Origin of the sequence: Acinetobacter sp. XH1741, assembly GCF_041021895.1 — a bacterium.
Classification (GTDB): domain Bacteria; phylum Pseudomonadota; class Gammaproteobacteria; order Pseudomonadales; family Moraxellaceae; genus Acinetobacter.
Genome location: NZ_CP157428.1, coordinates 2,718,657 through 2,737,770 on the forward strand (window position 1 = coordinate 2,718,657; position 19,114 = coordinate 2,737,770).

A 19,114-nucleotide genomic window follows, 5' to 3' on the forward strand; every position below is an offset into this window, starting at 1 on the left:
CTCATAAATATAGCTTTGATATCTCGTTAAAACAGTCTTTACTCTTGAACAGTCTGATTTTGTGCAGACAGCGGCAGTCCAAATAATTTATCGAATGTCCAGTTAAATATAAATGTATAAATTGGAATGATAATAATAAATGCAACATCTAGCCAGAATGCAGCAATCAGAGAAATATTCATCCACCAAGCAATAAGCGGAATTAAGAACATGACTAATGTAATTTGAAAGCCGATCGCATGCACAATTCTTCGTTTAACAGTGCGCACCTTATTTTCTTGGCGAGCTTCCCACTTTTCATACAGGATGTTATAGATAAAATTCCATGTAACCGCAATGGTGGTAATCATGACTGAAAGTGGTCCAGTGTGCTCTACACTGTCTCCAGCCAAAAGTGCCAAACCGACTGATGAAATGACCATGCCAATAATTTCATATGATGAAACATAGACTATACGACGCTTTATACCTTGCATAACTAATCAACTTTACTTACTTCTTTTTATTTTAGTTTCAGTTAAAATCACATATAAAGTTAACTGCTTTCAGTTCCACTGATACCAAAATGAATTTTAATAGTGAAAATATCGAGCTTTTTCTAACTGTATTAGATACTGGATCTTTCTCGGCAGCCGCTCGTAAGTTAAATCGTGTCCCTTCGGCAGTCAGTATGGCCGTTGCCAATATTGAAGCAGAACTAGGCTATCCCTTATTTGAGCGCACACACCGCAAAGTCATCCCTACCTCGGCAGCTTTAGCCTTAGAACCTCAAGCACGAATTATTGCAGAACAACTTAGGCTATTAGGCACACATGCATATGAACTCTCCTTAGGGCTTGAAAGTAAGCTAAAAATTGGTGTTGTTTCAGATGCGAATACTGATTTACTTTTTCAAGCAATAAAAAAACTGGCTGATAAATTTCCTTTACTTAATATAGAGATTATTACAGCGCCTCAAGATGATATTCTTAATTTGCTCTATACAGAAAAGATTAGTCTTTGTCTGGCGGGCTCAAATCTCAATATCAAAATGCGTGAAAGCTTACAATTGGTAATGACGGAAACTGTGGTTGCTACAATTTCAGCTCAACATGCACTTTTAAAACAAAAAAATAGGAAATTCTTTATTGAAGAGTTAATTAATATTCGGCAAATTGTAGTTTCAAGTAGTGAATTAGAAATGCAAGATGCACGTTCAATTGTTGGAGCAATGTATTGGAAAACCAATAGTTTACAAACAGCAATTAATATGGTCGAAGCTGGTTTAGGTTGGGGGAATTTTCCGTTATCTTTAGTGAAAGACAAAATTGAACAAGGACATTTAGTTCAACTCGATTTTAAAAATACCAAAAACCATCTACCACTATCTATCTATCTGATTTGGCTTCAAGATAAGCCTCTATCAAAAGCAGCTAGAGAGCTTGTTCAAATTATTCAAGCAAGTTTATCTGATCCACATGTCTAAAAAAACCGCCATTCAGACGGTTTTTGGGGTGCTTATTTAGATTTATTATCCTCTACGGCTTTATCATTATTGTGCTTATAACAATAACCAAACATTGCACCTGCGCTAAAGAAAAACATTGCTTTTAACATGATGACACTCCTATGCCTCGTTTAGTGAAAATTAAACTTAGCATCAAGACATGTTTCACTTTGGCTACTATATAAATCATTTTTGTTCATAATGAAAAATTACGTGTCAATCCTTTTCAATTTATTAAAAATATAGCTAAGAATATATTTGCTTTATGCGACTACTTTTTAAGCAATTTAGTTTTGTACTATCACCTACCACAAAGCAAAAAGCCTATTCATAGGGAATAGGCTTCTTACTGTATTTCAGGACTAAGCAATAATAATAATTATCAAAAAATACTTTATTAATGTATAAATTCCAAGTGTTTTAGTCAAGTATAAAATTCATGAATTACAAATAGTTGTAAAAAATGTGAAGGAATATTCATTCTTTGTTTTATCAACAAAACTTACTTTAAACTTATCCTAATTTTAAAAGCTCTTGAAATGCTTATTCTTCGTTTCTAAAAGTGAAATTTTTATTAGTTATTCTTCATTTCTGCGATGAGTTGATCTCTATAGGAACCCAGAATTTCTTGCTCAATTTTATTCATTTTATGGCGTACTTCCTGATGCTCAATAACTTTCTTAACATCTAATATTGCTTTCTTTTCATTGGTTTTTTTTATAAATAACGGTTCATCACTTAAGTTATTTGCAACAAAATTAAAAGTTTTACGTAAGTCTTGAAAAGTAAAAGCGATATGACTCTTTTCATTAATTCTATTTCGAACTTTTGAAATATTAACAATATGCCCAGTTTCAGATTTCATAGATGGGAATACCCACTCACCTTTAATTTGTTTTCTCCGTTTTTTCATTAAACTCCAAAGAAAATCTCCCATATAAAGTATATATTCCTCATTATTATAAGTATTTATAAAGGACAGCGTTCCTTTACCTAGATCGATGTTTTCCCAACGTAACGACTCACATTCAGTTCTAAAAAACCCCGTTAGTATGAGCGTCAATAAGAAATCTTTATTTGTTTCATATTCTTGCCCTCTCTCATTATATTCAATTATTGCATGAACCCATTTCTTCAAATTTTCAGTATCGATATAGCTTTTTCGAGGTGAAACTTTATGCCAAAGGTGTTTCGAATTTAAAAAAGCCACTGGATTCATCATAGGTATAATTATTTCATTTTTTTTATTTTGATAATACTTAACTGAAAAACTATAAATAGCTCGCAGTACACGCATACATAAATTAGCCGTTGCGTAGCTGCTTTTAGATAACTCTATGTACTTATCTTCAACCATTTGCTGAGTAAGATTAACGAGCTGAACCTCACCCCAGTCTATTAAATATTTTTCTATCACTTTTTTATAATCGGCTAAAGTTCTTTCTTTTAACTTGTGATGATTTATATATGCATGAAAAGCTTCATTTAGATTTGGTTGATCATTTTTTTTAAGCGAAGTACTTTTAATATTTAGAAAATTTGTATCCGACAAATCTTTTAACTTCTGCTCTGCCAGTATACGTGCATCTTCAAGCGTAATTTTTTCATAGTTCTCTAATTTACAACGAATTGCCCTACCATTTACTTTTTTTTCTACAATATACGTTTTATAAGAATTATTCACACGAAGAGCAAAACCAATAATCTCACTATCTCGATAAATTGCAGGAATGAGTTCGAGTTGATCGATAAATGACTTTGTTAGCTTTACTCGTGAAGTACTCATAAGCTAGAATCCCTACCGCTTGTGGTAATTAACAATATAGCAAAATTTTTTTCAGGTCTACTACGCGTACTTTTGAAAAATACTTGTGTTTGAGAAAAAAATTGATTAGTATTGCAAGCACTGAAAAGCCTTGAGATTAAAAGCTTTTCTTACTTATAGGGCCTATAGCTCAGTTGGTTAGAGCAGCGGACTCATAATCCGTTGGTCCACAGTTCAAGTCTGTGTGGGCCCACCAAATTCGAACCCCAAGAACTTACAGTTTTTGGGGTTCTTTCATTTCAGATCTTTCTATATATGGCTAAATATCTCTATAAGATTATTAAAAAATGTTCATTTAAACTTTAAAAATCTTTTGCTATTTCCATATTGTTGAACAGTCCATTTATTTTTAATCATTATAATTTTTTAATTCAGGGATTTGATATATTTCTAAGCCAAATTCTGTTTAGGCATGGATTTTGAGTTTTCCATTTGAACATCCCAAAACTTTTCCCATAAATCACAATATTCGAGACATAATTTTTCTAAATTGCGGTAGTCGTCTTCAGTACATGCTTGCATTAAAATGAACCAAAGATCTTCCTCATGGTCGTCATCTGCTGCTTCAGCTGTCTCATCTTCAGATATACCATGAACATGGTAATAGCCTCCTCCTTCAACATCTATTCCTACAGCACTCGTTGCTTTTCGTAAAGGTGGGCTATATAGAATCACTTCCTCTTCTGCGACTGCCAATAAAGCTGAAACAGCTTTATAGTTATCATATGAGTTTTCTAAAAACTTCCTCACCTGATCTGCAATTTCTGTGGGTTTATAGTTCAAGCGCTCTTGCTCAGTCACGCCAAAGTCATTAAGTACATCTTCAAATAATGGATAATGTGCATATTCAGGATTACCTTGGTAATAACCATCCCGATCGATTCCTGGCCTGAACCCAAACTCATCAAATATGTTGAGGCTTAAAAGAAAACGTGGAAACATTTTTGCTCCAGCATGCAATCTAGGCTCTAATTGCTTTGTTTGATATTGAGCAATCAATAAAGCATCTGTAAATGTTTGTACAATTGCATGACGATATTCTAAGTGAATACGTTTTAAATGTTCTTTATTAACTTCTCCATTGTTCAAAGTTTCAATTGCAGGATGATGAGATACAGGATGTTTCCCAATCTTTGCTCTTAATTGAGTTAAAAAATTAAGATTTTTATCCCAAAGTTCATTTGAAATGCTTTGCTTCATCCCCGCAAGTGCTTTTTTTCTAGGATTATTAAAGTTCTCGAATTTTTTAGGCATAATCCATTCTCATTAAACTTATTAAAGCATAGTGAATTTCAATATTTTATTTTAAAAACAAATGGTTATAATAAAAATAAATCCCATTTCTTTTAAAATCCATATTAGAATTAAAATCATACGAAATCAAATAGAATATTAAAAAAAACTTAAAAATAAGATGTATTATTTTTAAAATATTAACTTGAATCAATTTATGTTTTTGATTATGATCATTTTGATTAAAAATTTTAAATTTATACCAAGCAATAATTATTTTTAACTATATGGAAAGGTAATGTCAAAAAAAGAAGATATTATAAATACTGCTTTAAACCTTTTTAATCAAATTGGTTATAACGCTACAGGTATTGATAAAATTATTGCTGAATCAAACGTAGCTAAGATGACTTTCTATAAATATTTCCCTTCAAAGGAAAGTTTAATTATGGAATGTCTGCAACACCGAAATATTAATATCCAAAATTCAATTTATGAAAAGCTAAATTTACATCCAGATGCAGATCCTATTGAAAAAATACACTTAATTTTTAATTGGTATATAGATTGGATTAATAGTGAAAATTTTAACGGTTGTCTATTTAAAAAGGCATTTGTTGAAGTATCTAAACAATACACTTCAATCCGTGAACCATTTCAAGAATATACTGTTTGGCTCATAAACTTACTTAACAATTTATTATTAGAATTAAATATTAAAGATCCTACTCCTCTTACGCATATCATCATCTCAATTATTGATGGAATTATTATTGACGGAACAATTGATAAAAATATAATTGATCCAGTTAAAAAATGGCAATACATTGAATATTTAATTAAAACTGAAATTTCTGAATAGGTTTATCTTTTCATAAAAGAGTTAAAATATAACATTAATAAATATACAATTTATTTAACTTTTAGGTTGAATCAATAAAATTTAACACGACGATAATTTTCTATCCTTTTAGGCGAACTCATATTAGAATTCCGCAACCTTATTGTCTCCCCTATATCTATGAAAAAATTTTTAGGCAATTCAATCTTTAAAGCAGTTGGCTGGACCTATGATGTAGATCCTACAATTCTTGAGAAAAAACAAGTTATTATTGGGTTCGAACATACTTCTAACCTAGATGCAATCTTATCAATCGCTATGTTTCAAATATTAGATTTAAAAATTCATACGCTAATTAAAAAAGAGCTTTTCAAAGGCCCTATGAAACCTATACTTGAAAAGCTAGGTGGCATTCCTGTAGACCGTAAAGCAAGCAAAGATATTGTTTCTCAAATGGTCGAGAAATTTCAAAGTAATGATACTTTTAATTTAGTGATTGCACCCGAAGCAACTCGCGCAAAAGATGGATCAGATCGCAAACCTATCCGTACTGGCTTTTGGCATATTGCAAAAGCTGCAAATGTTCCTATTGTACTTATGTATGCAAATGCTAAAACAAAAAAAGGCGGTATTTTAGGTAAGATTTATCCTTCAGATTTACAAAAGGACCTTGAAACAATTAAAGAACTTTATGCTCAATATGGTATTGATGTGAAAATTAGCTAGTTGGTTCGCTAAAGATTTTGAGCTTATTTTTTTATCTAAATTTAGCTCTTTTAAGTCGTTTTAATTGGCTAACAAAACGCAGGACAACGGTTTTCAAGAAAACCTTGGCTATGCTAATATTCTGTCACTTTTGCATTTTTTAATTTTTGGAGTCACTTCCATGGCGGGTCATTCTAAATGGGCCAATATTAAGCATCGTAAAGCGAAACAAGATGCCAGTCGCGGTAAAGTTTTTACTAAATATATTCGTGAAATTGTGACTGCTGCTAAACTTGGTGGTGGAGATGCTGCTAGCAACCCTCGCCTTCGTGCTGTTGTCGAAAAAGCTCTTTCTGTCAACATGACAAGAGATACCATTAACCGTGCAATCCAACGTGGTGCCGGTGGTGAAGATAACGATGATTTAAAAGAAGTAACTTACGAAGGTTATGGTGTTGGTGGGGTTGCTGTTCTTGTTGAAACAATGACTGACAATCTTAACCGTACAGTACCAGATGTACGTCACTGTTTTAGTAAAACAAATGGTAACCTAGGAACTGCGGGTTCTGTGTCTTATCTATTTACTAAACGTGGTGAAATTACTTTTGAAGATGTTTCTTTAGAAGATAAAATCATGGAAGTTGCTTTAGAAGCGGGCGCAGAAGATATTGAAGTTTCTGAAGATGAAATTTTAGTAATTACCTCACCAGAAACTTTTGGTGAAGTTCAAGATGCTCTTGCTGCTGCAGGTTTAAAATCTGATAACGCAGAAGTTGTGATGAGTCCATCAACCAAAGCTGAAATTACAGATGTCGACCAAGCAAAACAAATTCTCAAAATGATTGATATGTTTGAAGATTTAGATGACGTACAAAACGTTTATACAAACGTTGAATTCAGTGATGAAGTTTTGGCTCAATTAGATGCTTAAACCATACATGTGAATTAAAAAACGCACCAAATGGTGCGTTTTTTTATAGTTTATTTAATAAGTTATAACAATTAAAAACCTTGTATTCTTTAATAACAAAACTTGAATGTAGCGCAACTACATTGTCAATTTTACCAATACGTCTGAGTAAAATTTCGCTGTAATCGTCCATATTACGTGCGACTAATTCAAGAATAAAATCTGCACTTTGACCCGTAACCAAAAAAGCATTTGTTACTTCAGGAATGGCTTCAATTTCAGAAAGAAATTTATCAAAAGTCTCACTATCATGTTTACTTAAAGAGACCTGTAGCAAAATATGCAAGGTAAACCCTAATTTGCTAAAATTAATTTCTCTTTTAAGCTGCCCCATGATATTGGCTTCAATCAAGTGCTTAATGCGGCGATGAACTGAGCTAACTGAAAGATTAATCCGTTCTGAGAGCTCATTCAAATTCAGGTCTTCATGAGACAAAATTTCCAGAATTTGTTTATCAAAACGGTCTAACTCCATTCTTTGCTCCAGCCAAAACTCTACAATGAGGACAGTATACCTTATAGCTTTAGCTCTGCATTGAAAATACAATGGTTTTATAAAGATACTAAAAGCCGATCAAAATTTAATTTTCATAAAAAAAGAGCCAAGAAGGCTCTTTTTTTATAAAAATTGTTTAATGCATAGCCTGAATTTTCTTCAAGAACAATTTAGCACGGTCATGACGAGCTTCTAAATTATCAAAAAATTCATTGGTTGGACAATCTTCAAGAATTTTTCCTTCATCCATGAAAATTAAACGGTTAGATACCCGTTTAGCAAAACCCATTTCATGTGTAACACACATCATCGTCATGCCTTCATGTGCGAGCTGTACCATCACCTCAAGGACTTCACCTACCATTTCCGGATCAAGTGCCGAAGTCGGTTCATCAAACAACATACAGACTGGGTCCATAGATAGTCCGCGTGCAATTGCAACACGTTGTTGCTGACCACCTGAGAGTTGCCCTGGAAATTTATCTTTATGAGCAAGTAACCCAACTCGTTCTAAATACTTAAGGCCCTTCTCGCGTGCTTCAACAACTGAACGCTTCAATACTTTGACTTGTGCGATGGTTAAATTTTCCAACACAGTCATATGAGGAAACAGTTCAAAATGCTGGAACACCATCCCTACACGAGAACGAAATTTGGCAAGATCTGTCTTTGGATCTTTTAATGAAACTCCATCAACAATAATGTCACCTTGTTGGAAAGGTTCTAAAGCATTTACAGTTTTGATGAGTGTTGACTTTCCTGAACCAGATGGTCCACAAACAACAACGACATCACCTTTTTCAATACTCGTCGTGCAATCTGTTAAAACCTGAAAATCACCATACCATTTAGAGATATGTTGGATGTCTATCATTGGCATTTAAAATCTCCAATTAGCGAATGATGGCAATTTTTTTCTGTAAACGTTTGACTAATTGCGATAGCACAAACGAGCTACAGAAATACACCACAGCGACGATTAAGTAGAATGTTGCTTTTGTTTCAGGTCCATAGGTATTAGCCAATGTATCTGCACGCCCTAAAAAGTCTGGTGCACTAATGACATAAACTAATGACACGTCCTGAAATAGAATAATAGTTTGAGTGAGTAATACTGGGAGCATATTACGGAAAGCCTGTGGTAACACCACATAACGCATAGATTGCCCATAGGTAAACCCTAAAGCATAGCCTGCATTAACTTGACCTTTTGAAATAGATTGAATGCCTGAACGCACAATTTCCGAGAAAAAGGCAGCTTCAAAAATAGCGAAAGTTACAACACTCGAAAATAATGGCCCCCAATAAATATCAGATTGAAACTCAAATATTTTTGGCAACAAAAAATAGAAAATAAAGATGACCTGAATTAACGGAATACCGCGAAATAAGTCTACATAGAACTTCGCAAAATTACTTGCAATGGCGTTATTAGATAAACGCATCATTGCCAATGGAGTTCCGATCAGGATTCCCCCCATCATTGCAAGCACGGTTACAGTCAACGTGAAGATAAAGCCTTCTTTTAATGCAGCAATAACATCAGGATTATGTAATAGAGAAAAATCCATAATTATTTTCCTCCTGAACCTAAACCTGGCACAGCCATACGTTTTTCAATCCATGCCATCACAAATTTAATTGTATAGGTAATGATTAAATAAACAGGTGTAGACAGAATAAGAATGATAATGTCCTGTGATGTCTCTTCTCGCATCGTTTTCGTGTAAGCAAAGAAATTTAAAACACTTAAGGCATATAAAACTGCCGAGTTTTTAAAGACGTTCATTGCCTCAGAAGTAATCGTTGGCCATACTGTACGGTAGGCAACCGGTAAAATCACATAACGATAGCTTTGCGCTGTTGTGAAGCCCACTGCAGAAGCCGCGAATTTTTGTCCGCTAGAAACTGTGTTAATCCCCGCTCTTATGTGTTCAGAAACACGCGCTGCGGTATACAGGCCTAAAGCAAAAACACCAATGACAGCAGGATGATGATTTAAAATGTTTTTCCACCATCCACCTGCTACAACATCCCCACTTCCGGCACTTAAACTATCTGGTAAGAACTCCGGAAATACAAAGGCCCAGAAGAATAACTGTACAATTAAAGGAATATTACGGAATATTTCGACATAGCAATTGCCGATAAAAGCGAGTGGTTTATTGGGTAAAGTACGAATTACCCCAAGGAGAGAACCTAATAAAAATGCGATAAGAAAAGCTACAACGGCAGTCCATACCATAGTAAAGACACCAGAGCCTAACATTTGTAACCATGTGGGCGCCTCAGAATAGGCATTGTAGCTAGAACTACCAATAACCTTACAAACTGATTCTGCCCATGCAGCCTTATCGACACCATATTCATTAGACTCCGCACAGAATATAGTCCAGTTTAGCGAGCCGACTGACATGTTTGCCCCTTAAATGAAAATCTTAGTAAATAGACCACTTGTGCAAATGAAGCTTTACATTTGCACAAGTAAATTTAGGACAAAAGGATCTGCTTAGATTCCTGCATCTGTTGGGTGAGCTTTAAGTTTTTTGTAAGATGAACTTGGTTGCATGTTCAAATTTGTATTTTTTGGTGGGATTGGCGATAAGAACCATTTCTTATACAAAGCATCCATCTGACCTGTTTTCCATAAATTATTTACGGTACGGTCTGCAATTGCTTTAAATTTCGGATCGTCTTTTGCAATCATGATGCCATAAGGTTCTGATGAAAGGACTGGCCCTACAATTGCAAATGCTTTTGGTGTAGACGACTTAGCAATTAAACCAGCTAAGATATTGTCATCCATTACAAATGCTGCGGCTCGACCAGATGCCATCATGGCAAATGAGTCAGAATGGTCTTTACCATAAATGTTTTGTACATTAAGTGACTGACCTTTTTCATTCATTTTAATGTACTTGTCAGATGTTGTACCTTGGGTAGTAACAACTGCCTTACCATTTAAATCGGCCAAACTTTTAATGCCGGAATTTGCTTTAACAGCCATGCGTACTTCTGTTGCATAGTAGTTCGTTGAGAAACCAACTTGCTGCTGACGCTGTTTAGAGTTTGTGGTCGTACCACATTCCATATCAATATTGCCGGCTAAAAGCTCAGGAATACGTGTTGATGAAGTCACTGCCTTGTATTCAACTTTTAAACCAGGCATTTTCAATTCTTTTTTAATGTCATTTGCGAATTGGTTACAAATATCGACTGCATAACCTACAGGTTTACCGCCAACAACATATGAAATTGGGTCAGATGACTCTCGGTGACCAATGACAATTTTTCCAGTACTTTTAATTTTAGCTAATGTATCTGCTGCCTGTATTTGAGAAGTAGCACCAACCGTACAAAGCATAATTGTTGAAACAATGAGAGAGGTTGCAGAACGTTTCATAAGAACTCCTTGATGATCATTCTCCCTATTTTCCTAAAGAATCATTCTTATAGAGAAATAGAGCGATTTATTATTAAATTGCAATTATCGAGCCAACTTTTCCAAGCAGGACTCCATCCATTTGCTTCACTTATTATTTATCAGTTTCGCAGAATTAATACCTTTAAAACTGCTCACATGTTTCTACTTTAATCTATGTTTTAATCTTCTGTCTATTATTAAGCTCATCTATTTACACTTAAATGTGGCAATTATTGATTACAATGTAAACACATGCACAATAAAGTATCTTAAATTTTTCTAAAAACTGTTTTTAGAAAAGTTAGATTTTCTGCAAAAACAAAAATGAAAGTTATTAAATAGTTAGATTAAGGTGAGTTATTGGCCATAAAAACAAGATAGAGAGTCTAAATAATATATATAAATGTTTTAATAAAAATCATTTAATAATTTGATAGTAATATTTTTGTAATTAAAAATTTTCTAAAAAATGAAAAAGGCCCGATTTTCTTCGAGCCTTTTATAAAATCTATAGTTTAAATTCCTCGCCAATCTACCCGAGCGTTTCTTTCAGTTTGATATATTCTTAAAACATATTGGCCAAGAGGTAAATCAAGCAAATATTTTTGATAGTTGCTCCATTCCTCAGAAACCTCTTCTGCTTCTTCATGCTCCCACGGCGTACCTTTCACTTCTAATAGTGGTGCAAGCATAGAACAGACTGAAATATCAGCAAGACTGAGCCTGTCGCCCACCATATAACGAGCTTGGTTTTCAATGAGGTAATGGTTTAACTCATTAATGAGTTCATCCATACGTTCTTTTGACTCACTCACCACCTCTTCTTGAAGCTTATAGTTCTTCTTTACTAAAGTTTTGAGAAAAGGTTTTGATATTTTTTCAAACTGGCGTAGGTAACCTTGTTCACCCATCATAATCTCTAACGCATGGTCTCCATGGGCTAAAGTATGAGCAAGTGCCCAACGACGTACATGTACACCAAGTTCATCTGCCAAACTATCAATCTTAAGTGTTTGTTGTCTAAGCTGTTCATCACGGCGCAAAAGCGCATGTTCCGGATAAGTATCATCCAGATAAAGTGCAATCTTAGTTGATTCAGCAATCCAGCGATGATCATCTTTCAAAATGGGCAATAAATTTTGCCCTGTTTTGAGTTGTGCAAATGCACGATGAAAGCCAGGAATCAAATTATGAGCAACATAATCAAGTTCTTTATGGTCTAACAACCAGCGAGCTTTTTCACAATAGTGAGACAAAGGAAACTGATACAAAACCCGCATAAAATCTCCACATTTATTTTTATTTGACTATTCGTACAAAATCGTCTTCGGTAAGTAGATACTTTAGAAGCTATTTTTAATGAAAACAATGGATATTGTGCTCATTTTTCGCTGTTGATTAGGTCTATATTTTTTATATCTTTTTTTACCGTACTTATAGCTCTTTTTCATATTAAAACTGTTTCAGTTATTCACCTTAGAGCACAAACAATCAAAATATTGATTTTTAATGGTTTTTTATATCTCTATTTATCCTTTAAAAATCAAAAAAAATGCTTTGCACTTTTATTCATAAGCTGAGCATAAGTCCTCGTTTAGTGGAAAAATATTTCTTTTGTAAGGTAATGACAGCAATACAAGGTGTCATTATGTCTAATTCTCTATCTAAAACGACGGCATACGTCCAAGTCATTCAAAATGATCAACAAGCGATTAATGCTGCTTATCAAGTGGCTGATTTTGCTTTAGAGGGTCGTAATACACGAGATCAACAACGCTTACTACCTCATGAGCAAATCGAAAGCTTTAGCCAAAAAGGTTTAGGCGGAATTCGCATTGCAAAAAAATATGGCGGAGCTTTTGTTTCCAATAAAACCTTAGCTCAAGTTTTCCGTATTTTAAGTAAGGGCGATGCCAATGTTGGCCAGATTCCACAAAATCAGATTAGCCTTCTAAACCTGATCGAAATCATGGGCACAGAACAACAAAAACAATTTATCTTTTCAGAAATATTAGCAGGTAAACGTCTTGCTAACGGCGGCCCAGAGCGAAATACGCATGACTCAAAAACATTAGAAACTACCCTTACCATTGAAAATGGCAAATATATTCTAAACGGTGAAAAATTCTATTCGACAGGTACAAGTTTTGCGCATTGGCTTGCAATTAAAGCGGTTCATCCCGAAGGTCATATTGTTTTAGTGATTGTGAATTCGGACGCTCAAGGTATTGAAGTCATTAATGACTGGAATGGCTTTGGTCAGCGTACAACTGCAAGCGGCACAGTTAAATTAAATCATGTTGAAGTTAATCCTGAACTTATTTTTGATGAGCGCTTATTGACTAAAGCACCTACATATCGTGGTGCCTATTCACAATTATTACAAGTTGCAATTGATGTCGGCATTGCAGAAGCCGCTTTTGAAGATACCTTATCGACTATTCATAAAGCCCGTCCAATTATTGATGCAAATGTTGAAAAAGCCAGCTTTGAACATTACACCCTGCAAGAAGTCGGTAAGTTAAATATTTTGCTCGATGCTGCAATTTTATTACTTGATGAAGCTGCTGAATATTTAGATGAACTTGACCAACTTCAAGATGTGACCGATGAGCAAGTAGCAAAAGCTTCAATTTTGGTCGCAGAAGCAAAAGTCTATGCCAATGATGCGGCTCTACAAATCTCTGAAAAACTATTGGAACTGGGTGGAAGTCGTTCAAGTTTAAGCCAACATAATTTAGATCAACATTGGCGAAATGCCCGTGTACATACCTTACACGACCCTGTTCGCTGGAAATTACATGCCATTGGCAATTATTACCTTAATAGTCATTTCCCTGCCCGCCATGCCTGGATTTAAGGAGAAATTGTCATGACTTCATATCAATCAGTTCAAACCAAACAAACCTCGGCATCTGGTCAAGCACATATTATTCAAAATGATGCTGAAGCATTAGAAATTGCAAAACAATTTGCCGAACAATTTAAAAAAACCGCAGTTGAGCGAGATGCCAAGCGAATTTTACCGTATACCGAAATTGATGCTTTGAGCCAATCTGGTCTTTGGGCAATTACAGTACCAAAACAATATGGCGGTGCTGAAGTTTCAAGTCATACTGTTGCTAAAGTAATTGCTCTTTTAAGCGGTGCAGATGGTTCAATCGGACAAATTCCACAAAACCATTTTTATGCTTTAGAAGTGTTACGTAATACAGGCACAGAAGCTCAAAAACAACGCTTATATGGTGAAGTATTAAATGGTACTCGCTTTGGTAATGCACTTGCCGAGTTTAAAACCAAAACTTCAACCCATAAACAAACCAATATCCGTCCGCATGAAAATGGATATCTCATTCAGGGTGAAAAGTTTTACTGCACAGGAAGTTTATTTGCTCATCGTATTCCAACTTTAGTTTTGGACGATGTAGGTCGAGAGTATCTAGCGTTTGTAAAAAGTGGTTCACAAGGTCTAAAACTTGTAGATGACTGGTCTGGCTTTGGTCAAAAAACCACAGGCAGCGGTACAGTTAAATTTGATCAGGTTTTTGTCGATGCAGATGATGTTATTCCTTTTGATATCGCATTTTTACAACCAACCTTAGTTGGCCCTTTTGCACAAATTATGCACGCCTCGATTGAAGTAGGTATTGCACGTGCAGCCTTTGAGGAAAGCTTACAAAGAGTACATCAAGCTCGCCCATGGATCGATTCAAATGTAGAAACGGCCAACCAAGATCCTTTAACAATTTATGAGTTAGGACGTATTGCTGTAGATGTACGAGCAAGTGAAGTTTTATTAAAACAAGCTGCCCAATCAATTGATGCCGCAAAAATTGAAACCACACCTGAAAGTATTGCTAAAGCTTCAATTGATGTAGCTAAAGTACGTGCGCATAGTAGCGATACAGCACTAAAAGCGTCATCTAAGCTGATTGAACTCGCAGGAAGCCGTGGTAGTCAGTCACAAGATGGCCTAGACCGTTTCTGGCGCAATGCACGTGTACATACCCTGCATGATGCTGCACGATGGAAGTATTACTTTATTGGGAACTATGTTCTTAACGGTGTTCTACCACCTCGTCGGGGGACATTGTAATGACAGAATTTAAAGCGAAAGAAATTTTACTCAATGCTTTTGATATGAATTGTGTTGGGCATATCAATCATGGTTTATGGACACATCCACGTGATGAATCACACCGCTTTAATGAGCTCAGCTATTGGACAGAACAAGCAAAAACCTTAGAAAGCGGTTTATTTGACGGCTTGTTTATAGCCGATATTACCGGTGTATATGATGTCTATCAAAACGGTATTGATCTGACTTTAAAAGAGTCCATTCAGCTTCCGAGCCATGATCCATCTACACTCATTTCTGCTATGGCGGCAGTCACTCAAAACTTAAGTTTTGGGGTCACTGTGAACTTAAGCTATGAGCATCCGTATCAGTTTGCTCGTCGCTTTGCGAGTCTCGACCATTTAACTCAAGGTCGTATTGGCTGGAATATCGTGACAGGTTATCTAGACAGTGCCGAACGCTTAATTGGTCAAAAAGGTTTAAAAGACCACGATGCTCGCTATGAACAAGCCGAAGAATTTTTAGAGCTTTGCTATAAATATTGGGAAGGTTCATGGGAAAACGACGCAGTAAAAAAAGATAAAGTACAGCGTGTTTTTACAGATCCATCTAAAGTTCACACCATTCACCACCACGGAAAATATTACCAAAGTGAAGGTGTGTTTCAGGTGTCTCCTTCTGTGCAACGCACTCCAACATTGTTTCAAGCAGGTGCATCACCAAAGGGTATGCAGTTTGCGACTCGTCATGCTGAATGTGTATTTATTGGTGGAGACAAACCCGAAAAAATACGTGAACAAGTGAAAAAGATTCGTGCTCTTGCAGAACAGCAAGGCCGTTCAGCGGATGACATTAAAGTCTTTGTCGGTATAACCGTTGTTGTTGCCGAAACACATGATCTCGCTGTACAAAAACTGAATGAATATCGTCAGTATGCAAGTCCTGAAGCAGGCTTAGCGCATTATGCGAGTTCAACTGGCATCGACTTAAGTAAATTTGCCGACGATGAAGCGATTCCTTATCAAAAAAGTAACAGTATTGTTTCGATTACCGAAAAATTTAAAGAGCAACAAATCACGAAAAACGACTTAAAAGCTCAGCATGTCCTAGGTGGTCGTTATCCACTTATCGTGGGTAATGGCGAAGAAGTTGCTGAATACTTAATTCATCTTTTAGATGAAACTGATATTGATGGCTTTAATTTGACCCGCACTGTTGCACCTGAGTCTCACCACGACTTTATTCGCTTGGTCATTCCTGAGTTACAACAACGTGGTCGCTATAAAACTGCATATAAAACAGGTTCACTACGGAACAAAATCTTTAATCGGGGTGATCAATTACCAGAACAACACCCTGTTCAAGCGTTCCGATGTAGTCCCTATAACAACAGCAAAAACTTAACAAAAATTGAAGAAATAACTGCTTAAATTTGGAGATAGACATGGCTCAAACCGCCTCTAAAAAATGGCTAGGCGTAGGCTTAGTCGTTGTAGTCCTTTTTGTTGCTTTATTCTTTTGGAATAAACATCGTCAAAGTGGCTCAAATGAACTTGTGATTGGTATTAGTCCACCATTTGCAAAAACCTTACAAGCTGCTGCCGATGAAGCAAAGCAACAGGGTCTAAATGTGAAACTGGTTGAGTTTTCCGACTGGAACACACCAAACATTACCTTAAATCATGGGGATATTGATGCGAACTTTTTCCAGCATCAACCTTTCTTAGATAATGTAATTAAAGAAACTGGCTTTAAATTAAAGGCATTTGCAGTGGGGGCCGCATCACATGTTGGACTTTATTCAAAGAAATATAAAAGCTTAGATGAATTGCCCCAAAACGCACGTGTCGTCATTCCAAATGACCCAGTGAACCAAGGTCGTGCCCTACTACTTTTACAGCAAGCTAAATTAATTACACTTAAAGATTCAAACAACCATTTATCTGCACTTAAAGATGTTGTTTCAAACCCTAAAAACTTGCAATTCATTGAGGTTGAAGGACCACAAACTGCTCGTGCAATTGATGATGTTGACTTGGCTTTTGGCTACCCACATTACTTGCGTTTAGCAAAAACAGCTGACCCTGAAAGTGCGCTTTTACTTGATGATAATACAAATAAACGTTATGCCATTTTGTTTGTAGTGCGTGATGACTACCAAGATAAGGGCGACAAATTAAAGAAATTTGTTGAGATCTATCAAAACTCGCCAAAAGTTAAAGCTGTTTTAGATGCTGAAATTGGGCCAAAACTTTGGTTCCCTGGCTGGAAGTAAGGAGAATAACCATGGTGAGTTTTGGATCACAAGTTGATTTTTCTCTACCCCATATCAAAATTCGTGGTTTAAATAAGTTTTACCAGTCTCAAGGTCAAAAACTGCATGCTTTAAAAGAGATTAACCTTGATATTCCTCAAGGCAAAATTTTAGGCATTATCGGTAAAAGTGGTGCGGGAAAATCTTCCTTACTCCGTACTTTAAATGGCTTAGAACAAGTAAATACAGGCAGTATTCATATTCATCAACAAAACATTGCTGAATTGAGTCATGCCGAGCTTATTCAAACCCGTCAACGAATTGGAATGATTTTTCAACATTTCAATTTAATGTCTGCAAAAACGGTCTGGGAGAATGTGGCATTGCCCTTAAAAGTTTCCCATTACAACAAAGCAGATATAGAAAGCCGAGTAAATGAAGTTCTGGCACTCGTTGGTCTTGCAGATAAATCTGGCTTTTATCCGTCCCAACTATCAGGTGGGCAAAAGCAACGTGTCGGTATTGCACGTGCCCTGGTTCACCACCCTGAAATTTTACTTTGCGATGAATCAACTTCGGCACTTGATCCAGAAAGTACGGCCACTATTTTGGCTTTACTTAAAAAGATTAATCAGGAACTTGGTCTTACCATTGTACTCATTACTCATGAAATGCAGGTGATTCGCGAAATATGCGATCAAGTCGTGGTGATTGATCAAGGTGAAATTGTAGAAGCTGGGCAAGTCTGGTCGGTATTTTCACGACCAGAACAACAAATTACTCAAGAATTACTGAACCTTGAACAGATCAATCTACCTTTTAAAATCAGCCCTCTACCCGATGAAGATTCGACTCATATTATTGTAAAACTAAAATATGAAGCAGAGGCTCATCAGGTTCCAGATATTCAAGAACTCCTTGCTAGATTTAGAGCGCCCGTCAATTTATATCAAAGTCAGGTCGATACCATTCAAGGACATATCATTGGTTCACTTTTATTCGGTATTCCAAACGTAGAAATTGATTTTGCATCTATACGACAAGATGCATTAACCGCAATTGCACAATTTGAGGTACTTGGCTATGCACGACCAGCTCATTGATTTATTAATTACTGGAACTGTAGATACCTTACTTATGGTAGGTGCATCTGCGTTTATTGCTTTTTTAATTGGCTTACCGATTGCAGTTGTTTTAGTCAGTACTTCAGAACATGGTATCCATCCTTCACAAAAGCTTAATCAGGCTTTAGGTTGGATCATTAACATTACTCGCTCAGTACCTTTTCTTATTTTAATGGTTGCTCTGATTCCGCTTACTCGCTGGATTGTCGGTACAAGTTATGGCGTTTGGGCAGCCGTTGTTCCACTAACTATTGCTGCAATTCCCTTCTTTGCTCGTATTGCAGAAGTTAGCTTACGTGAAGTCGATCAAGGCTTAATTGAAGCAGCACAGGCCATGGGTTGTAACCGCAAACAAATTATCTGGCACGTGCTTTTACCAGAAGCTTTACCGGGTATTGTTGCGGGCTTTACCGTAACTATTGTGACTATGATTAACTCATCAGCAATTGCAGGTGCCATTGGTGCAGGTGGTCTAGGAGATATCGCATATAGATATGGTTATCAACGTTTTGATATGCAAATTATGGTCGCTGTCATTTTAGTATTAATTGTTTTAGTCATGCTGGTACAAGCGACTGGCGATGCATTAGCCCAGCAACTTGATAAACGTAAAGTTTAAACGCAATACAACCCTGCTCTAGCCATGACTTTGTCATGGCTTTCATGTAAAATCAGCGA

Annotated in this window: 19 protein-coding genes and 1 tRNA gene; 11 read left to right on the forward strand and 9 right to left on the reverse strand. The window is 35.9% G+C overall.

The genetic code is table 11. The annotated features are described in order from the left end of the window. Window positions 1-38 precede the first annotated feature (38 nt). Entirely contained in the window at window positions 39-476 is a 438-nt protein-coding gene (locus tag ABLB96_RS12945; protein ID WP_348898039.1) for a PACE efflux transporter, read from the reverse strand. Window positions 477-565: 89 nt separating this feature from the next. Between ABLB96_RS12945 and ABLB96_RS12950 the strand changes: the two genes are divergently transcribed. Beyond that, window positions 566-1,465, forward strand: a complete 900-nt coding sequence (locus ABLB96_RS12950; RefSeq protein ID WP_348898038.1) for a LysR family transcriptional regulator — start codon at window positions 566-568, stop codon at window positions 1,463-1,465. 595 nt (window positions 1,466-2,060) lie between these two features. On the opposite strand, the gene ABLB96_RS12955 is transcribed toward ABLB96_RS12950, so the two are convergent. Continuing rightward, window positions 2,061-3,272: an integrase family protein gene (locus tag ABLB96_RS12955; protein ID WP_348898037.1), complete on the reverse strand. Its 1,212-nt coding sequence runs from the start codon at window positions 3,270-3,272 to the stop codon at window positions 2,061-2,063. 158 nt (window positions 3,273-3,430) lie between these two features. Here ABLB96_RS12955 and ABLB96_RS12960 point away from each other — a divergent pair. After that, a tRNA-Ile gene (locus tag ABLB96_RS12960) sits at window positions 3,431-3,507 on the forward strand. Window positions 3,508-3,701: 194 nt separating this feature from the next. On the opposite strand, the gene ABLB96_RS12965 is transcribed toward ABLB96_RS12960, so the two are convergent. Further along, window positions 3,702-4,565, reverse strand: a complete 864-nt coding sequence (locus ABLB96_RS12965; RefSeq protein WP_348898036.1) for a hypothetical protein — start codon at window positions 4,563-4,565, stop codon at window positions 3,702-3,704. A 277-nt stretch (window positions 4,566-4,842) separates the two neighbouring features. Here ABLB96_RS12965 and ABLB96_RS12970 point away from each other — a divergent pair, with 277 nt between their 5' ends. The 3 genes from ABLB96_RS12970 (at window position 4,843) to ABLB96_RS12980 (ending at window position 7,021) form a co-directional block, all read left to right on the forward strand. Beyond that, entirely contained in the window at window positions 4,843-5,406 is a 564-nt protein-coding gene (locus tag ABLB96_RS12970) for a TetR/AcrR family transcriptional regulator (RefSeq protein ID WP_348898035.1), read from the forward strand. Window positions 5,407-5,565: 159 nt separating this feature from the next. Then, the gene (locus tag ABLB96_RS12975) at window positions 5,566-6,111 is read left to right on the forward strand and encodes a 1-acyl-sn-glycerol-3-phosphate acyltransferase (protein ID WP_348898034.1); all 546 of its coding nucleotides are present in this window, start codon (window positions 5,566-5,568) and stop codon (window positions 6,109-6,111) included. A gap of 160 nt (window positions 6,112-6,271) precedes the next feature. Further along, entirely contained in the window at window positions 6,272-7,021 is a 750-nt protein-coding gene (locus tag ABLB96_RS12980; RefSeq protein ID WP_016141260.1) for a YebC/PmpR family DNA-binding transcriptional regulator, read from the forward strand. Window positions 7,022-7,064: 43 nt separating this feature from the next. Here ABLB96_RS12980 and ABLB96_RS12985 read toward each other — a convergent pair whose 3' ends face one another. From ABLB96_RS12985 to ABLB96_RS13010, 6 genes are all read right to left on the reverse strand, one after another. Further along, complete coding sequence (locus ABLB96_RS12985) at window positions 7,065-7,535, reverse strand: Lrp/AsnC family transcriptional regulator (protein ID WP_348898033.1); 471 nt, start codon at window positions 7,533-7,535, stop codon at window positions 7,065-7,067. A gap of 157 nt (window positions 7,536-7,692) precedes the next feature. Next, window positions 7,693-8,436: an amino acid ABC transporter ATP-binding protein gene (locus ABLB96_RS12990; protein ID WP_309455624.1), complete on the reverse strand. Its 744-nt coding sequence runs from the start codon at window positions 8,434-8,436 to the stop codon at window positions 7,693-7,695. Window positions 8,437-8,449: 13 nt separating this feature from the next. Continuing rightward, window positions 8,450-9,127, reverse strand: coding sequence for an amino acid ABC transporter permease (locus ABLB96_RS12995; protein ID WP_348898032.1), 678 nt, complete (start codon window positions 9,125-9,127; stop codon window positions 8,450-8,452). 2 nt (window positions 9,128-9,129) lie between these two features. Then, window positions 9,130-9,972, reverse strand: a complete 843-nt coding sequence (locus tag ABLB96_RS13000) for an amino acid ABC transporter permease (protein WP_348898031.1) — start codon at window positions 9,970-9,972, stop codon at window positions 9,130-9,132. A 93-nt stretch (window positions 9,973-10,065) separates the two neighbouring features. After that, window positions 10,066-10,959: an amino acid ABC transporter substrate-binding protein gene (locus tag ABLB96_RS13005; protein WP_004709208.1), complete on the reverse strand. Its 894-nt coding sequence runs from the start codon at window positions 10,957-10,959 to the stop codon at window positions 10,066-10,068. A 536-nt stretch (window positions 10,960-11,495) separates the two neighbouring features. Further along, window positions 11,496-12,260 carry a glutathione S-transferase family protein gene (locus ABLB96_RS13010; RefSeq protein WP_348898030.1) on the reverse strand — a complete coding sequence of 255 codons (765 nt, stop codon included), beginning with the start codon at window positions 12,258-12,260 and terminating at the stop codon, window positions 11,496-11,498. A 344-nt stretch (window positions 12,261-12,604) separates the two neighbouring features. Between ABLB96_RS13010 and ABLB96_RS13015 the strand changes: the two genes are divergently transcribed. Genes ABLB96_RS13015 through ABLB96_RS13040 form a run of 6 tightly spaced genes read left to right on the forward strand, consistent with a single transcriptional unit; the run spans window position 12,605 to window position 19,055 of the window. Further along, window positions 12,605-13,840: an SfnB family sulfur acquisition oxidoreductase gene (locus ABLB96_RS13015; protein WP_348898029.1), complete on the forward strand. Its 1,236-nt coding sequence runs from the start codon at window positions 12,605-12,607 to the stop codon at window positions 13,838-13,840. 12 nt (window positions 13,841-13,852) lie between these two features. Next, window positions 13,853-15,076: an SfnB family sulfur acquisition oxidoreductase gene (locus ABLB96_RS13020; RefSeq protein WP_348898028.1), complete on the forward strand. Its 1,224-nt coding sequence runs from the start codon at window positions 13,853-13,855 to the stop codon at window positions 15,074-15,076. Further along, entirely contained in the window at window positions 15,076-16,488 is a 1,413-nt protein-coding gene (locus tag ABLB96_RS13025) for an LLM class flavin-dependent oxidoreductase (RefSeq protein ID WP_348898027.1), read from the forward strand. The genes ABLB96_RS13020 and ABLB96_RS13025 overlap by 1 nt, the downstream gene beginning before the upstream one ends. Window positions 16,489-16,502: 14 nt before the next feature. After that, window positions 16,503-17,333, forward strand: a complete 831-nt coding sequence (locus ABLB96_RS13030) for a MetQ/NlpA family ABC transporter substrate-binding protein (RefSeq protein ID WP_199965265.1) — start codon at window positions 16,503-16,505, stop codon at window positions 17,331-17,333. Between the two features lie 5 nt (window positions 17,334-17,338). Further along, complete coding sequence (locus tag ABLB96_RS13035; protein ID WP_348898048.1) at window positions 17,339-18,415, forward strand: methionine ABC transporter ATP-binding protein; 1,077 nt, start codon at window positions 17,339-17,341, stop codon at window positions 18,413-18,415. Next, window positions 18,396-19,055, forward strand: a complete 660-nt coding sequence (locus ABLB96_RS13040) for a methionine ABC transporter permease (RefSeq protein WP_348898026.1) — start codon at window positions 18,396-18,398, stop codon at window positions 19,053-19,055. Before ABLB96_RS13035 ends, ABLB96_RS13040 begins: the two co-directional genes overlap by 20 nt. The last annotated feature ends 59 nt before the right edge of the window (window positions 19,056-19,114 follow it).

Bases quoted from the DNA above. Each gene is read 5' to 3' on its own strand.
- ABLB96_RS13005 (WP_004709208.1), bottom strand. From the start codon at position 10,959: ATGAAACGTTCTGCAACCTCTCTCATTGTTTCAACAATTATGCTTTGT.
- ABLB96_RS13000 (WP_348898031.1), bottom strand. From the start codon at position 9,972: ATGTCAGTCGGCTCGCTAAACTGGACTATATTCTGTGCGGAGTCTAAT.
- ABLB96_RS12975 (WP_348898034.1), top strand. From the start codon at position 5,566: ATGAAAAAATTTTTAGGCAATTCAATCTTTAAAGCAGTTGGCTGGACC.
- ABLB96_RS12990 (WP_309455624.1), bottom strand. From the start codon at position 8,436: ATGCCAATGATAGACATCCAACATATCTCTAAATGGTATGGTGATTTT.
- ABLB96_RS13015 (WP_348898029.1), top strand. From the start codon at position 12,605: ATGACAGCAATACAAGGTGTCATTATGTCTAATTCTCTATCTAAAACG.
- ABLB96_RS13010 (WP_348898030.1), bottom strand. From the start codon at position 12,260: ATGCGGGTTTTGTATCAGTTTCCTTTGTCTCACTATTGTGAAAAAGCT.
- ABLB96_RS12965 (WP_348898036.1), bottom strand. From the start codon at position 4,565: ATGCCTAAAAAATTCGAGAACTTTAATAATCCTAGAAAAAAAGCACTT.
- ABLB96_RS12955 (WP_348898037.1), bottom strand. From the start codon at position 3,272: ATGAGTACTTCACGAGTAAAGCTAACAAAGTCATTTATCGATCAACTC.
- ABLB96_RS13040 (WP_348898026.1), top strand. From the start codon at position 18,396: ATGCACGACCAGCTCATTGATTTATTAATTACTGGAACTGTAGATACC.
- ABLB96_RS13020 (WP_348898028.1), top strand. From the start codon at position 13,853: ATGACTTCATATCAATCAGTTCAAACCAAACAAACCTCGGCATCTGGT.
- ABLB96_RS13030 (WP_199965265.1), top strand. From the start codon at position 16,503: ATGGCTCAAACCGCCTCTAAAAAATGGCTAGGCGTAGGCTTAGTCGTT.
- ABLB96_RS12970 (WP_348898035.1), top strand. From the start codon at position 4,843: ATGTCAAAAAAAGAAGATATTATAAATACTGCTTTAAACCTTTTTAAT.
- ABLB96_RS12950 (WP_348898038.1), top strand. From the start codon at position 566: ATGAATTTTAATAGTGAAAATATCGAGCTTTTTCTAACTGTATTAGAT.
- ABLB96_RS12980 (WP_016141260.1), top strand. From the start codon at position 6,272: ATGGCGGGTCATTCTAAATGGGCCAATATTAAGCATCGTAAAGCGAAA.
- ABLB96_RS12995 (WP_348898032.1), bottom strand. From the start codon at position 9,127: ATGGATTTTTCTCTATTACATAATCCTGATGTTATTGCTGCATTAAAA.
- ABLB96_RS12985 (WP_348898033.1), bottom strand. From the start codon at position 7,535: ATGGAGTTAGACCGTTTTGATAAACAAATTCTGGAAATTTTGTCTCAT.
- ABLB96_RS12945 (WP_348898039.1), bottom strand. From the start codon at position 476: ATGCAAGGTATAAAGCGTCGTATAGTCTATGTTTCATCATATGAAATT.
- ABLB96_RS13025 (WP_348898027.1), top strand. From the start codon at position 15,076: ATGACAGAATTTAAAGCGAAAGAAATTTTACTCAATGCTTTTGATATG.